This is a genomic window from Streptomyces tailanensis, assembly GCF_008386495.1.
Lineage (GTDB): Bacteria > Actinomycetota > Actinomycetes > Streptomycetales > Streptomycetaceae > Streptomyces > Streptomyces tailanensis.
Genome location: NZ_VTHJ01000009.1, coordinates 86034 through 100724, shown reverse-complemented (window position 1 = coordinate 100724; position 14691 = coordinate 86034). Strand labels below are relative to the sequence as shown.

10 protein-coding genes and 1 pseudogene are annotated in these 14691 nt (G+C 70.8%); 5 read left to right on the top strand and 6 right to left on the bottom strand.

Going from position 1 to position 14691, the window contains the following annotated elements; translation table 11 throughout:
- Window positions 1-233 precede the first annotated feature (233 nt).
- Window positions 234-1716, bottom strand: a pseudogene (locus F3T56_RS09910) (MMPL family transporter); the annotation flags it as partial.
- Window positions 1717-1882: 166 nt separating this feature from the next.
- On the opposite strand from F3T56_RS09910, the gene F3T56_RS09905 reads away from it, so the two are divergent.
- On the top strand, window positions 1883-2248 hold the full coding sequence (locus tag F3T56_RS09905; RefSeq protein ID WP_149824457.1) for a cupin domain-containing protein: 366 nt from the start codon (window positions 1883-1885) through the stop codon (window positions 2246-2248).
- A gap of 102 nt (window positions 2249-2350) precedes the next feature.
- Here F3T56_RS09905 and F3T56_RS09900 read toward each other — a convergent pair whose 3' ends face one another.
- Complete coding sequence (locus F3T56_RS09900) at window positions 2351-3331, bottom strand: hypothetical protein (protein ID WP_149824455.1); 981 nt, start codon at window positions 3329-3331, stop codon at window positions 2351-2353.
- A gap of 150 nt (window positions 3332-3481) precedes the next feature.
- On the opposite strand from F3T56_RS09900, the gene F3T56_RS09895 reads away from it, so the two are divergent.
- Window positions 3482-3946, top strand: coding sequence for an SRPBCC family protein (locus tag F3T56_RS09895; protein WP_149824453.1), 465 nt, complete (start codon window positions 3482-3484; stop codon window positions 3944-3946).
- Between the two features lie 43 nt (window positions 3947-3989).
- Here F3T56_RS09895 and F3T56_RS09890 read toward each other — a convergent pair whose 3' ends face one another.
- Window positions 3990-5504, bottom strand: a complete 1515-nt coding sequence (locus F3T56_RS09890) for a hypothetical protein (RefSeq protein ID WP_149824569.1) — start codon at window positions 5502-5504, stop codon at window positions 3990-3992.
- A 349-nt stretch (window positions 5505-5853) separates the two neighbouring features.
- Between F3T56_RS09890 and F3T56_RS09885 the strand changes: the two genes are divergently transcribed.
- From F3T56_RS09885 to F3T56_RS09875, 3 genes are all read left to right on the top strand, one after another.
- Window positions 5854-8529 (top strand): SpoIIE family protein phosphatase, encoded by a 2676-nt coding sequence (locus F3T56_RS09885; RefSeq protein ID WP_172638872.1) that lies wholly within the window; start codon window positions 5854-5856, stop codon window positions 8527-8529.
- A gap of 38 nt (window positions 8530-8567) precedes the next feature.
- Window positions 8568-9455 carry a Gfo/Idh/MocA family protein gene (locus F3T56_RS09880; RefSeq protein ID WP_149824448.1) on the top strand — a complete coding sequence of 296 codons (888 nt, stop codon included), beginning with the start codon at window positions 8568-8570 and terminating at the stop codon, window positions 9453-9455.
- Between the two features lie 105 nt (window positions 9456-9560).
- Entirely contained in the window at window positions 9561-10352 is a 792-nt protein-coding gene (locus tag F3T56_RS09875; RefSeq protein ID WP_149824446.1) for a hypothetical protein, read from the top strand.
- 14 nt (window positions 10353-10366) lie between these two features.
- Here F3T56_RS09875 and F3T56_RS09870 read toward each other — a convergent pair whose 3' ends face one another.
- From F3T56_RS09870 to F3T56_RS09860, 3 genes are all read right to left on the bottom strand, one after another.
- Window positions 10367-11146: an alpha/beta fold hydrolase gene (locus tag F3T56_RS09870; protein WP_149824444.1), complete on the bottom strand. Its 780-nt coding sequence runs from the start codon at window positions 11144-11146 to the stop codon at window positions 10367-10369.
- 64 nt (window positions 11147-11210) lie between these two features.
- Window positions 11211-12353 carry an alpha/beta hydrolase gene (locus F3T56_RS09865; protein WP_149824442.1) on the bottom strand — a complete coding sequence of 381 codons (1143 nt, stop codon included), beginning with the start codon at window positions 12351-12353 and terminating at the stop codon, window positions 11211-11213.
- On the bottom strand, window positions 12350-14674 hold the full coding sequence (locus tag F3T56_RS09860; protein ID WP_149824440.1) for a thioester reductase domain-containing protein: 2325 nt from the start codon (window positions 14672-14674) through the stop codon (window positions 12350-12352). Before F3T56_RS09860 ends, F3T56_RS09865 begins: the two co-directional genes overlap by 4 nt.
- Window positions 14675-14691: the final 17 nt, after the last annotated feature.

Below are 14691 nucleotides of genomic sequence, written 5' to 3'. Positions count from 1 at the left end.
GGCCCTGTCGGGTTGCCCCTCGATCGAACTCTTTCCGGACAACGACTTGATATGCCCCTGACATATGCGACTCACGTCTGTCACTCTGTGCGCATTCCGCCTCACGGCGGCGCACGCGGCGCACCCGCACACGCAGTTCTCTCTGCTCTCTGCACTACCCGGTGCCATCGACCCGTGCACCGGGTCCTTCGTACGGCCGCTCGTCCGAACGTCGGCCGCAGCAAAGGAGTTCAGGGGCCGCCCCAGCCCCATTGGAAGACGGCGACGGACACTCCGTACGAGGCGGTGATGGACAGGACGTTGAGCACCGCCGCCTTCAACGCGACCAGCAGACCACGGAATACGGCGAGGATGATCAAAAAGGCCAGGGCGACGACCACGGCGATGATGAGGGGCAGTCGACTCGCCACGATGTCACGGAAGTCGACCTGGGCGGCCGTGGTGCCGGTGACATATCCCTCGGCCTTCGTGCCGGAGACCGAGGCGGGGAGGGTGTCGTCGACGAGGCGGTTCACCAGGTCCGTGGTGTCGGCGTTCTGCGGGGACTCCTTCGAGTAGACCGTGCCGATCAGGACGTCCCCGTCCTTGGTGGCGGACAGTGGGGTGACCGCGTGCGCTCCCTCCACCGCGTTCAGGTTCTTCTGCGCGGTGCTCTGCAAGGACTGGCGGTCCGAGGACGGCACGGAGGTCTGGTCGATGACGACGGTGAGGGGGCCGTTGGAGCCGGGGCCCAAGGCGTCGGTCATCAGGTCGTAGGCGCGTCGGTCGGTGAAGGAGGTGGGGTCGGCGCCGTCGCCGATGTGACCGAGCTGGAGGGAGAAGGCGGGGATCGCCAGGACGACGATCGCCGTGACGCCCGCCGCCAGGAAGTGCCAGGGCCGGTGTTCCACGCGCTGGGCGTAGCGGTGCCAGGTTCCCTGGATCTCCTCCCCCGCCTCGGTGCCGGTCTCGGCGACCGGGTGGCGGACGTGGTAGCGGTCGATGCGTCTGCCGATCAGGCCGAGCAGGGCCGGGACCAGGGTGAGGGCGTGCCGACGACCGCCGAGACGACGGTCGTCGCGGCCGCGAGGCCGAGTTTGCCGATGAAGCTCACGCCGGACGCGTACAACCCGGCCAGGGCGATGATCACCGTGCAGCCGGAGACGAGGACGGCGCGGCCGCTGGTCGCCGTGGCAAGTCCGGCCGCGTGCACGGGGCCGGCGCCGTCCATGAGGTTCTGGCGGTGACGGGTGATCAGGAACAGGGCGTAGTCGATGCCGACGCCGAGGCCGATCATCGTGGCCAGGGTCGATGAGACGGTGGCGAAGGTGAACGCCGAGGCGAGCAGGCCGAGGCAGGCGAGGCCGCCCACCGCGCTGAGCAGTGCGGTCACCAGCGGCAGTCCGGCCTCGATGACGCTGCCGAAGCCGACCAGGAGGACGACGATCGCCACCGTGAACCCGATCAGTTCGCTGACCCGGTCGTCGGCCGGCCGCCGGCCGCCGGATCGTGCTTCTCCAGCACCTCCAGGTCCTGCTGGGACTGCACGCCCGAGAGGGTGAAGTTGTCCGAGTAGTCACCGCCGAAGGACCGGTTCAGCGTCTGCAGGGCCGCGAGAGCCACCAGCCACGCGACGATGACGATGACGAAGTGCCGGGCGCACCACTCGCCGAGGCGCCGCAGCCGTCCCGGCGCGGCCCGGGTCCCGCTCTCCTCACCGGATTGACTTGAGCGCATCGCCTCTCCCAGCGCATCGCCTCTCCAGCGGGAGCGATCGACCGCAGCCCCCATTACACGCTCCAGCCACCACCCCGGCACCTCCGGCGACACCGGTCCCTCCGGTTGGCGGCCCCGGGTTGACAGGCGGACGATGGAGGAGTGGGTCGGAACGGAAGGAGCCGTCATGCTGGAGATCAAGACGGTCGAGAAGCCGGACGAGCGGCGGGACTTCCCGCGCGGCCACCTTGAGGCCGTCCACCTCACCGGGCTCGACTTCGCGGTGGCCACCTTCGAACCCGGCTGGCGCTGGTCCGAGTCCGTGGCCCCCATCGCCGGCACGAAGAGCTGCCAGGTCCACCACGACGGGTACGTCGTCCAAGGACGCCTGCACATAGTCATGGACGAAGGCGGTGAGAGCGAGGTCGGGCCCGGCGACGTTTTCGTGTGCCCGCCCGGACACGACGCGTGGGTCGTGGGTGACGAGCAGTGCGTGGTGTACGACTTCGCGGGGCCCATGGCAAAGGGGTACGCCAAGGCCGAGAGCGACTGACCGAGGTCGAGGTGAGGGTGACAGGGCGGGAAGGCGGTGGTGTTCTCACCCGCCCCCGGCCCTGTCCTTCCTATGTCGGTTCCGCAGTCGGTTCCGCTGCCGTCACACCCCGTCGATGGACTTGAGGTTCTCCAGCGTCGAGGTGGTGTCCTCCTTCAGCCAGCCGACGACCTCGTCCACCTCCGCCATCGACACATCGTCGTAGCTGGAGCCGTAGGCGCTCCAGCGCATCTCGTACGTCATCCAGCCGTCGCGCACCGCGAGGGTGGCCGACCGGCTGCCGCTGGTGTCGTCGCCGGACGAGCTGTCCTCGGTGACGAGATACGCCTCGTCGCCGAAGCCGGTGACCTTCTCCACGTCGTAGTCGTCGTAGCGCTGGTCGTACTCGGACCACAGGGCGGTGAACTCGGGGCCGGGGTCGGTCTTCTTGTGGAGGTCCATCTGGACCGAGAAGTAGGCGTCGGAGATGGTGGAGGCGGAGGACGTCTTGAGGGAGATGCTGCAGTAGTTCTGGTCGAGGGCCTCGTGCTCCAGGGCGTTGTCCACGGGCTCCGTGTCCTCCTCGGGGTACTCCTCCCTGAACGACGAGTAGTCCACCGAGGAGCAGAGGTTGGCCTTGGCCTGGTATCCGCGCAAGTCCGCCTCGGTGTCGTCGCCCAGGAGGAAGACGCCGCCGGCCCAGGCCGCGGAGGCGACCACCGCGCCCAGCGCGGCCCACAGTACGGCGCGTCCGGCGCCACCGCCCGTCAGGGGCGGGGTGGGCTCGAGCGGGTAGCCGGTGGGCGGCTGGCCGTAGGGGTTCTGCTGGTGGGGTATCGGGGCGGCGGGAGGGCCGAAGCCGGCCGGTGACTGGGGGTTGGGGTAGGGATAGGCGCTCGGTGTCGGCTGGGCCTGAGGCTGTGCATGTGCCTGCGGCTGTGCCGGTGCCGGTGCCGGCGGTTGGGGCTGTGTCGGCGTCTGATGCGGGGGCTGGGCCGGCTGCTGGGTCTCGGCGCCGGGATGTCTTGGAGGCCAGGCCGGGGGCACGGACGGCTGATCCTGCGGCTGGGGCTGGGCCGGGGCGCCGTCGGGGCGTTCGGTCATCGGCTTCTCCTCTGTCCTGGTGCGTGGTGCGTCGGGATCGGGGGGGGCGGAGGGTACGTACCCGCCTCCGGATCCCTTCCATGCGGCTTCGAGGGCCGGGCCGTCCGCCGTCGTGGAGCGGTTGTCGGAGCCCGGTGGTTTCATGGGGGCATGACCAGCAGAAGTGTCGTCGTCGAACGGCGGGTCGGCGCTGCTCAGGGGCCGGTGTGGGAGGCCCTCACGGACCTCGGCGGTATGGCGCGGATGCTGAGCGGTGTGACAAGGGTGGAGGTCCTCACGGAGGGGGGCTTCGGGGAGGGCGCCCGGTGGCGGGAGACCCGGCGCATGTTCGGCAAGGACGCCACCGAGGAGATGTGGGTGACCGTCAGCGAGCCGCCCGAACGGTATGTGGTGGAGGCCGAGTCCCACGGCAGCCGCTACGTCTCGGAGTGGGAGTTGCGGGCCGACGGGCCCACCGCGACGACGGTGCGGATGACGTTCACGGCCGTGCCGAACGGAGCGGTCGCGGGTCTGTTCGCCAAGGTCCTGGGCGGTGTGGGCACCCGCTCGGTGAGCAAGGCGATCGCGAAGGACCTCGACGACGTCGCCGCGTGGGTGGAGGGCCGCAGGGTCTGAGCTGCCCCGGTCGGCCCTCCGCCCGGTCGCCGTACCACGGGGATCAGGAGTTCAGGCCGAGGCCGGTGGTCGTGTAGGCGCACTCTGTGTAGATGTAACCGGACTGGAGCTTGGCGGTGTCCGAGGCCGGGCTGGAGAGGCCGTCGCCCTTCGGCTTGTGGAGGAAGTACGTGGTGCCGACGGGCAGGCTGATCGTCTTCTGGGGGTAGTTCTTGCTGCCGCTGCACGGCTGGAAGTTGGTGTCCAGCGTGCGGCTCCAGTCGTAGCTGGTGCAGCCGCCGCAGCCCTTCAGGGAGAAGCTGCCGGTCACGGGACCGGTGTACATGACCTGGATGTCTTCGGGGCTGTCGTTCTTGACGGTGACGGTGATGCTGCCTCCGGAACGCGTCGTGGGCAGCTTCTTGCCCGCCGCCGGCACCTCCTGGGCGACCTCGGCGGCGATCGCGATCTTCTTGGCGAGGGCCGCGTTCTTGTGGTTCTTGTTGACGCCGACGAACTCGTTCATCGAGGTCACCGCCGCGGCGAAGTCACCGTCCTTGTACTGGTCCACGCCACAGGTGTAGACGCCGGTGGAGGCGGAGGCATCGGCGCGTCCGGTGTCCTCGTCAAGGGCCTCGTCTATGCCGGCCTTCTCCCCCGGCAGTTCCTTGACCTGGCCGCTGAGGGACTCCAGCTGCTTCACCGCGCCGCACGGGTCGTCGCCGCCCACGGCCTTGATCGCCTCGTCGACGGCGGTCTTGACGTCGGGTTCGACCTTCGCCACCTGCTCCGAGTCGGGGAACTCGTCGAGGAGTTTGGTGAAGTTGGTCGTCCAGCCGGCCTCACGGCCCGCGAGGCCCTCGGAGCCACACGCGTACAGGGAGGTGGCGAGCCGGTCGTCGGGCCAGGTGGCCAGGGAGCCGAGGTCCTTCTCGCTGACGGTCTCCGGGACGTCACGCAGGTATTCGAGGGGCGCGATCGCGTCGCAGTACTCCTGCTGCTCGTAGGGGGCGCCGACCGTCGTGTAGAAGTTCTTCAGCCGGTCCGGGACCTGCTCGGCCGCCCGGGAGTCCGGGTGGTCGGTGGAGAGGGCGTCGTAGGCGCTCAGAGCGCGGCTGTACTCGGACTGGGTCGAGCCGAACGACTGGCCGGAGGCCTTCTTCACGAGGTTGTCCGCCGTCTCCAGGCGGTCCAGGAGCATCTCCTCGACGGCTTCCTTCCGCGCGCTCTCGTAGAACAGCCCGCCCACGACCGGTACGCCGAGGAGCAGGACGCCGAGCGCGATCGCGAGCGGGGACTGCGCGGGCCACACCAGGCGGGAGCGCAGGCCCAGCAGGGCGCCGTGGGCCGCGACGAGGACGAGGAACAGGCCGTAGACCGTGAGCGTCGTGCCCGACACCCCGTCCGGGTCGGCCGGCAGCACCACGAACAACAGGATTCCGGTGGCCACCCAGCACGCCAGTGTCAGGAAGGGGCGGCGGATGAGGGCATAACCGAGGCCGAGACCGCTGAGATTGAGCAGGCCCACGCCGACCGCGCGCCACACGTCGGCCGGAGCCGGGGGCGGCGCCGTCGGCATCGGCGGCGCGACGAAGCTCTGGCTCCAGCCGTTCTGGTCCCTGCCGAACTGGTCTCCGCCGAACTGATCTCTGCCGTACTGGCCGAACTGCTCTCCGGACATGTCGGATCCCCCCGTCAACTACACCCGCATGCCTACGAATTGGCAGTGTACGGCCCAAACCCGATGCGACGACAGCTCGTTCCGGCGTTCGAAAAGAGATCGTTGACCATTTGTGACCGGGTGGTGAAGGTGCCGGTGTCAGCGTTTTCGGGCCGGGGATTCACCCATCGTACGGCCGACCGCACCGGCTGTCACAGTGCGTGACCCCCTCTCGCCTCCTGGCGCGGGGCAGTGTAGACATGGGCACATGGTCCGTCTCCTGGGTCGATCTCGCACGCCATCGGCCCGCCGTCCCCCCGAGTGGTTGCGGTCGGCGTTGAGCGGGCGCAGTGTCGCCGGGCAGGTGTTTCTGCTCCAGGTCGTGATCGTGCTGGTGCTGATCGCGTCGGCCGTGGTGGCGCTGGTCCTCCAGGTGCGGAACGACAGCACCAAGGAAGCGCACAACCGTTCGCTCGCGGTGGCCGAGACGTTCGCCAACGCGCCGGGCACCCGGGAGGCGCTCAGCGCCCCCGATCCGACGGTGGTGCTCCAGCCGAGGGCCGAGGCCGCCAGGATCCGGTCCAGGGTGGACTTCGTCGTCGTCATGAACACCGACGGGGTCCGCTACACCCACCCCAAGCCCGACCGCATAGGGAAGAAGTTCGTCGGCACCCTCGAACCGGCGCTGGCCGGGAACTCCTTCACCGAGGAGATCGTCGGGACGCTCGGGCCACTGGTCCAGGCGGTGGTGCCGGTCAAGGCACCCGACGGTTCGGTCGTGGGCCTGGTCTCGGCCGGGATCACGACCGAGAACGTGGGCGGGGCGGCGGACCGGCAGCTGCCCCTTCTGCTGGCCGCCGCGGCCGCCGCTCTCACCCTCGCCACGGCGGGGACGGCGCTGGTCAGCAAGCGGCTCATGCGGCAGACCCATGGCCTCGGCCCGTCCGAGATGACCCGCATGTACGAGCACCACGACGCCGTCCTGCACGCCGTACGCGAGGGCGTGATCATCGTCGGCGGCGGGGGACGGCTGCTGCTCGCCAACGACGAGGCGCACCGCCTGCTGGACCTGCCCGCGGACGCCCAGGGGCAGGACGTCGCCTCGCTGGGCCTGGAGCCGCACATGGCCGAGCTGCTGGCCTCGCGGCGCGTCGCCAACGACGAGGTGCACCTGGTCGGTGACCGGCTGCTCGCCGTCAACCAGCGGCCCACCGATCTGCGGGGCGCGCCCTCCGGCAGCGTCGCCACGGTCCGCGACTCCACCGAGCTGCGCGCCCTGTCCGGCCGGGCGGAGGCGGCACGCGAGCGCCTGAAGCTGCTCTACGACGCCGGGGTGGGCGTCGGCACCAGCCTGGACGTGACCCGCACCGCCGAGGAGCTGGCAGAGGTGGCCGTCCCCCGGCTCGCGGACTTCGTCACCGTGGACCTGGCCCCGGCGGCGCTCAGCGGTGACGAACCGGAGACGGTCCTGACGCTGCGCCGTACGGCGGTCAGCGGCATCCAGAAGGACGCGCCGCTGTACAAGGTGGGCGAGCGGATCGACCTCGTCGCCTCCTCTCCGCAGGCCCGCAGCATCGAGAGCGGACGGTCGGTCCTGGAGGTCGACCTCGCCCGATCGCCCGGGTGGCGTGCGCAGGACCTCGAACGGTCCGCGCAGATCGTCGACTACGGCATCCACTCCCTCATCACCGTGCCGTTGCGGGTGGGGCCGCTGGTGATGGGCGTCGCCAACTTCTGGCGGTCGGAGAAGCCCGAGCCGTTCGACCGGGAGGAGCTGGCGCTCGCGGAGGAACTCGTCGCCCGGGCCGCGGTCTCCATCGACAACGCGCGCCGCTACACGCGCGAGCACACCATGGCCGTGACGCTGCAGCGCAGTCTGCTGCCCCGCAGCCTCCCAGAGCAGAGCGCCCTGGACGTCGCCTACCGGTATCTGCCCGCGCAGGCCGGGGTGGGCGGCGACTGGTTCGACGTACTGCCGCTGTCGGGCACCCGGGTCGCGGTCGTCGTGGGCGACGTCGTCGGCCACGGTCTGCACGCGGCGGCCACGATGGGGCGGCTGCGCACCGCGGTCCACAACTTCACCGCCCTGGATCTGCCGCCGGACGAGATCCTCGGGCTCCTCGACGAGATGGTCAGCCGTATCGACCAGGACGAGGCGGAGGACGGCACCGCCCCGATCACCGGTGCCACCTGCCTGTACGCGATATACGACCCGGTGGCGCGGCGCTGCACCGTGGCCCGGGCCGGCCATCCGCCGCTCGCGGTGGCCCGCCCCGACGGCGGTGTCGAGTTCCCCGATGTACCGGCCGGTCCGCCGCTCGGGCTCGGCGGTCTGCCGTTCGAGACGGCCGAGCTCGACCTGGACGAGGGCAGTCGTCTGGTGCTGTACACCGACGGGCTCGTCGAGGACCGGGAACGGGACATCGACGACGGGCTCGAACTGCTGCGCACCGCGCTCGCCGGGGCCGACCCCTCACCGCAGGGCACCTGTCAGGCCGTGCTCGACGCGCTGCCGCCGCGCCGGACGAGCGACGACATCGCCCTGATCGTCGCCCGCACCCGCGCCCTCGACTCCGATCGCGTCGTCGAGTGGGAGGTGCCCGGCGACCCGGCGGCCGTCGCCCGGGCCCGCGCCGACGCCACCCGGCAGCTGGCCGAATGGGGCCTGGAGGAGCTGGAGTTCACGACCGAGCTGGTCCTCAGCGAGCTGGTCACCAACGCGATCCGGTACGGCGGCGGGCCCATCCGTGTCCGCCTCATCCATGACCGCACCCTGATCTGCGAGGTCACCGACAGCAGCCACACCTCGCCCCATCTGCGGTACGCGGCCACGACCGACGAGGGCGGGCGCGGCCTGTATCTCATCGCCCAGCTCACCCAGCGCTGGGGCACCCGCTACTCCCCCACCGGCAAGACGATCTGGACCGAACAGGCACTGTCCTGAGGGACACGGCCCACGACAGGTATGGAGAGGACCGCGGCATGCGTATCGGACTGCTCGGAACAGGACCGTGGGCCGAAATGGCCTATGCCCCCGCGCTCGGCGCGCACCCGGAGCTGGAGTTCGCGGGTGTGTGGGGCAGGCGTCCGGAGGCGGCCAAGGCGCTCGCCGACAAGCACGGCGGACTGCCCGTGTACGAGGACGTCGACGCGCTGTTCGCCGATGTGGAGGCGGTCGCCGTGGCCCTGCCGCCCGTCGTCCAGGCGCCGCTCGCGGTGCGGGCCGCGCGGGCGGGCTGTCATCTGCTGCTCGACAAGCCGCTCGCCACGGATGTCGGACAGGGGCGGGCCGTGGTCGAGGCGGTCACGGAGGCCGGTGTCGCCTCCGTGGTGTTCTTCACCGCCCGTTTCCAGCCCGCCGTCGAGGCGTGGATCACCGAACAGGCCGACAGCGCGGGCTGGTTCACCGCCCGCGCGCAGTGGCTCGGCTCGCTGTTCGACGGCGACAGCGACAGCCCCTTCGCGGCGTCGCCGTGGCGGCGGGAGAAGGGCGCCCTCTGGGACGTCGGCCCGCATGCCCTGTCGGTGCTGCTGCCGGTGCTCGGGGACGTCGAGAAGGTCGCCGCCGCCGTACGCGGGCCCCAGGACACGGTCCACCTGGTCCTTCGGCACATCGGCGGGGCTTCCAGCACCGTGACGCTCAGCCTGACCGCCCCGCCCGCGGCCTCCGGTGCCACCGCGGAGCTGTACGGCCGGACCGGGACGACCCTGCTGCCCGCGTCCTCCGACGGTGCCGTACCCGCCCTCGTCCGGGCGGGCGACGCCCTGTTGACCGCCGTACGCACCGGCCGCCCCCATCCGTGCGACGCGGCGTTCGCGCTGCGGGTGACGGAGGTACTCGCCGCCGCGGAAGGGCAGTTGACCGGCTGACACGCCCAACTCACAGGCCGCGTTCGGGTTTGCGTTCGGCCGATACCGGACATCGACCGATGGCGGGCACACCTTCGCCTAGCGCGTTTCGGTGAGGAGGTGCTCGTGAGCGGAGCGGACGGGGCCGTCACCGTGCCCCTGCGGGACAGGGTGGTGGCGGCACAGCGGGACCAGGACGCGCGCACGGTCATGCGGCTGCGCCTGGGGGTCGGCGTCATCGGCGTCCTCCTCCCCCTGGCGCTGCCGCTCGGCAACTGGATCGCGGCGCGGCTGGACGGCCGTAGCGGAGCCGATGCCTGGCCCGGTTCCATGAGCGGCGCGTACTACACGAGCACACGTGACATCTTCGTCGGCGCCCTGTGCGCGCTCGGGATCTTCCTGATCGTCTACCGCTTCTCCAGGCTGAACGACGTCATGGGCACGGTCGCCGGCTGCTGTGCGGTCGGAGTGGCCCTCTTCCCCACCGCGGCCCCCGGCTCCGACGCGACCGAGTCGCCGGTCGCCGTGCTCCACTTCGTGTTCGCCGTCGCCCTGTTGGCCGGGATGGCCGTGTTCTGCCTGCTCATGTACTGGGCCCCGGGCATCGAGGAACGGTCGTACGTACGGCGTCCCTACCTGGTGGCCGGTGTGCTGATCCTCATGTTCATGGCGCTGGCCGGTGTGTGCGCGGCCACCGGGGTGGGCGACGACTGGCTGATCACGCCGCTGTATCTGTGCGAGTGGCTGTCGGTGTGGTCCTTCGGTTTCGCGTGGACGGGCGCGGCGCTGTCGCTCGCCGCGGACATCGGCCGGCTGTCGCGGACACGGGCGGTCGTGGGGGCCGTGCTCGGGTGGCTGCGGTCGCCCGGTGATGTGCCGGGCCGGGGGGAGCCACCGACGAGCGAGGCGACCTCATGACCATTCATGACTGTTCATGACCGTTCGGTGAGGAACCGGTCGAGTGTGGCGGTGAGTTCGGCCGGCTTCTCCACCGGGAGCTCGTGGCCGGCGTCCAGGATGCGGACCTCGGCGTCCGGGAAGGCCTTGGCCATCCGGAGCATCTGGGAGACGGGCAGCTGGATGTCGTGGTAGCCGTGCACGATCAGCGTGGGGATGCGGATCTCGCCGACGCGGTCGAGGACGTCGAAGGCGCGCATGGCGTTGTAGAGGGTCATGACGACCTCGCGCGGGGTGGCCGCGGAGGCCCGGATGTACCGGCGGACCTCCTCGCGCGGGTAGCCGGGGGCGAAGGCGCGCTGGATGTTGGCGGCGATGAAGAGATTGAAGGGGACGCGGGTGGAGGCCGCCATGAGCAGGCCCCGGCCGCGGTTGTAGGTCATGCGGCTGATCGAGTCGACCAGGACCATGCGCTCCACCCGGTCGGGGTGGGACAGGGCGATGAGCTGGGAGATCATGCCGCCCATGGAGTGGCCGACGAGGACGAACCGTTCGATCTTCAGATGATCGAGGAGGGCGAGGACGTCCCTCGCCAGCTCCTCGATCTTCCACACCCCGGCGACGCTGCTCTCGCCGTGCCCGCGCAGGTCGAGCCGTACCACCCGGCGCTTCTCGGAGAAGTGCGCCAGCTGGTGGTCCCAGCGGTGCCGGTTCGCCGTCCAGCCGTGGACGAAGACCAGGGGCACCCCACCGCCGTCGCGGGGGCCCTCGTCGTCGTATGTCAGGCTCGCGCCGTCGACTTCGAGCTGCGGCATGGGGGCCTCCTGGCTGTGCGGTCCGGTTACTGATCGGTACGGTAACCGGCGGGTCGGCCCCGCGTCACCGTCGTTCACCGAGGAAATCGAGGATGTGGCCGAACACGTCGAGGGCGGCGCCCCGGCCGAGGAACGTGTCGAGGTGTCCGTAGCCGGGGATCTCGATGTACTCCACGTCCAGCTGCGGCTGGCGCCGGGCGAGGATGTCGCGGCAGAGCTCCTGGGAGTCCAGCCACAGTCCGTTCTCGCTGCCCGCGAGCAGCAGGACGGGGGTGTCGATACGGGCGGCCGCGTCCAGCGCGTTGGGCGGCAGGGCCCGGTAGCGGTAGTCGGTGTCGTGCCAGCGGACCACGCTGCGGGCCAGCTCGATACGGCGCAGATGCGGCAGGATCCACAGCGGCGCGGGGCCGAGGAGATCCGCGAGGCGGTTGTGGGTGGCCTCGGACAGCTGCTCGTGGACGAAGAGCGAGGCGCCCGAGCACCAGGCCGAGTTGTGCAGGATCTGGCAGGTCGGGTCCGGGCAGCTCGCCTTGCGGGAGGCGAGGGCGAACAGCGGCGTGTACTTGGACCACAGGCCGACCTTGCGGAAGTCGACCGGGATGTGGTCGATGCGCGACTTCAGCAGCTCCGCCGCCACCGACATGCGCAGGGAGGTGCTCCCGGCGAGCTTCGGTGTCAGGAACACCCCCTGCGAGACCACACCCGCGAGGCCCGGCACGAGGCCCGCGGTCATGCTCAGCGACAGGCTGAGGGAGCCGATGCAGTGGGCGACCACGAACAGCGGCCGGTCGCCGATGCGGCGTCGGATGTGGTTGACGGCCTCGGGTATGTCGTACAGGGCGACGTCGTCGTACGTGTACTTCCGGCCGGTCTCGTTGTTGGGCAGCCGGCAGCTGCCGCGCCAGTCCAGCAGCCAGGGCTCGTAGCCGCCGTCGAGGAGGACGTCGACGAGGTTGCGGGTCTCGGGCTGCACGAACATGTCGGCGGACGCGGTGTGACCGTGCAGGATCAGTACGGCCGGGCGGTCGCGGTCGCCGCTGTCGATCCGGGTCAGACCGAGGCGTACGCCGTCGGCGGCGCGGAAGGGGATCTCCTCGACGCGTGCCGGGTCGAGGCGGTGCTGGAGGGGGCGCAGGGCCGCGCCGGTCCTGACCTTGCGGAGCGCGGGCCTGGTGGTGGTTCTGGGGTTGATCGTCCGGAAGATCATCGGTTGCGCTCCGTGGGGGTGGTGGTGCGGCGCAGGTCGAGCAGGTCGGCGGCGACGCGGGCGAAGGGGCCGAGCATGCCTTTGCCCATCTCCATGCCGAACCAGGCGAGCCAGGTCAGCTTGGCGGCCCGCTTCTCCTGGCTGGTCAGGCGCGGGTCGACCTTGATGCCGTCGATCTGGTCGCGTACGTAGGAGTCCGCCGGGACGACGACTTCGCCCTTGAGGCTCGCCGATTCGCCCTCGCGGCCGATCTCGACGGTCAGGGCACGGGTCTGCCGCCACACGTCGCGGCGGGCGCGGGCGTACTTGCGGCCGTCCAGCCACCAGCGGCCCCCGTCTGCGTCCACCAACTCCAGTCGGTAGCTGAGGAGTTGGTGGCGCAGGCCGTGCTGCTCGGGGATGCCCTCGTCGGGGCGGACGACGATGTCGCCGCGTTCCACGGTGACCGGCTCGGCGTGGACGGCCGGGCAGGTAAGGGTGCCGCGCACGTCCACGCGGCGCTCCGAGACCAGTTGGTGCATGCTCGCGATGGAGAGGGTAAGCGCCATCGAGCAGGGCGTGTCGGCGGGGCGGCCGAACTCGCCGACCGTGCCTTCGGTGGTCTCGGTGAACCACAGGTAGGGCCGGTCGTCCTTCTGCGGCAGCCGGCCGAGACCGTCGTCGGCGAGCTTCTCGAACGTCTTCAGCTGGGCCCGCGCGTCGTAGCGGGCGGCCGGTGGCAGGCCGAGCGCCTCGACGAGCGCGGCGGTGCGGTCGTCCAGGGCCGCCGGGCCCTTGATCGTGGCCTCGCAGAGCTTGAGGGCGGTGGGGCTCTGCAACACACGGGAGAGGAAGGCCAGTTCGGGGATCTCTTCGGACTGGAGGCGGGCCACGGCGTCTGCGCGCCACTCGTCCCACTCCTGCACGCGGACGTGCATACCGCCGAACGCCATGTCCCGTACGACGTCGTCGAGGGTGTTGGGTACGCCGGTGAGGTTGTAGTCGTAGCCCCAGGCGTCGGGTTCACAGACGACGGCGACGGCGGTGCGGCTCACCCAGTCGACCGGGGCGGCGTTGAGGTAGTGGAAGGCGGGGACGGTGCGGAAGCGGCCGAAGGCGGAGAGGAAGCCGCTGCTGAGGTCCTGCGGGTTGTAGGCGCCGGTCTTGGTGTGGCCGCCGATGCCGCCGGGGCGCATCGCCGTGACGATCAGGCCGTGGTCGCGGGCGCGGCGCAGCGCTACCTCGGCGGCCCACTTCGACTGGTCGTAGCCGGCGATGAGGCGGTCGATGTGGGCGAGCGGGTCGTCCTCGCCCATGGCGGTGATGCCGACCTCGTTGAAGACGGCGACGGAGGAGATGTGGTGCAGCGGCTTGGGTCGGCCGGTCGCCGCCAGTTCGGCCAGGGTCAGGGCGCCGAGGACGTTGCTCTGTCGCAGGGAGTGGTAGCCGCGCAGGAAGTCCACGGCCGCCGCGACGCCGACGATGCTGTCCAGTTCGTGGGCGAGGGAGTTCCAGAGGTCGTCGGACAGGCCGAGGTGCGGTTGGCGGATGTCGCCGGGCAGGACCGTGATGCGGCGGCGGATCTCCGAGGACCAGGGCAGCTTGTAGCTCTTCAGCGCCTCGCCGAGGCGGGTGGCGGCCGCGGTCTCGTCGGCCGCGCGGACCAGGCAGTACACATGGGCGTCGCTGTGCCGCAGCAGGTCCAGGAGCATGTGGCTGCCGAGGAAGCCGGTGGCTCCGGTCAGGAGGATCCGGCGGGGTGGTAGTGGCTCGGGCGAGCTGGTGAAGGGGAGCCGGTCGGCGAGGGCGAGGTCGGCGAGGATCTGGTCCAGGTCCTCGCGGCCGGCGGTGGTGTAGGGGGTGGCTGGGGCCGCGGGGAGGCGGGTGGCCGCCGGCGGGGGTTCGACGCGAGGGGTCGGGGCGGGGAGGACGTTACCGGTGGCCTCCGCCCAGCGGCGGGCGAGGCTGATCGGTCTGGCGTCGGCGAACACCTCGTCCAGGTCGAATTCAATGCCCAGCTCGCGCTCCAGCTCCGCGACGAGTTCCACGGCGTGGACGGAGGTGCCGCCCGCGTCGAAGAAGTCCGCGTCGGGCGAAAGGTGTTGCTCGGGCAAGTAGCGGCCGGCGATGGTGGCGATGGTGGCGGCCAAGGTGTCCACGTCCACCGCCGGGGCGACGTCGGCAGCGGCCTTCGGTTCGGCAGGAGTCTGCTCGGGCATGCCCGCGGCCATCACCTTGGCCAGCAGGTCGTTCACACCCAGCCCGCTGCCGCCCCGCTCGATCGACTCGGCGGTCGCTCGCGCTCCGGCGTACGCCGACGCGTCGTCGTTCAGGTCACCCATGAGAGCCCTTCACCTCG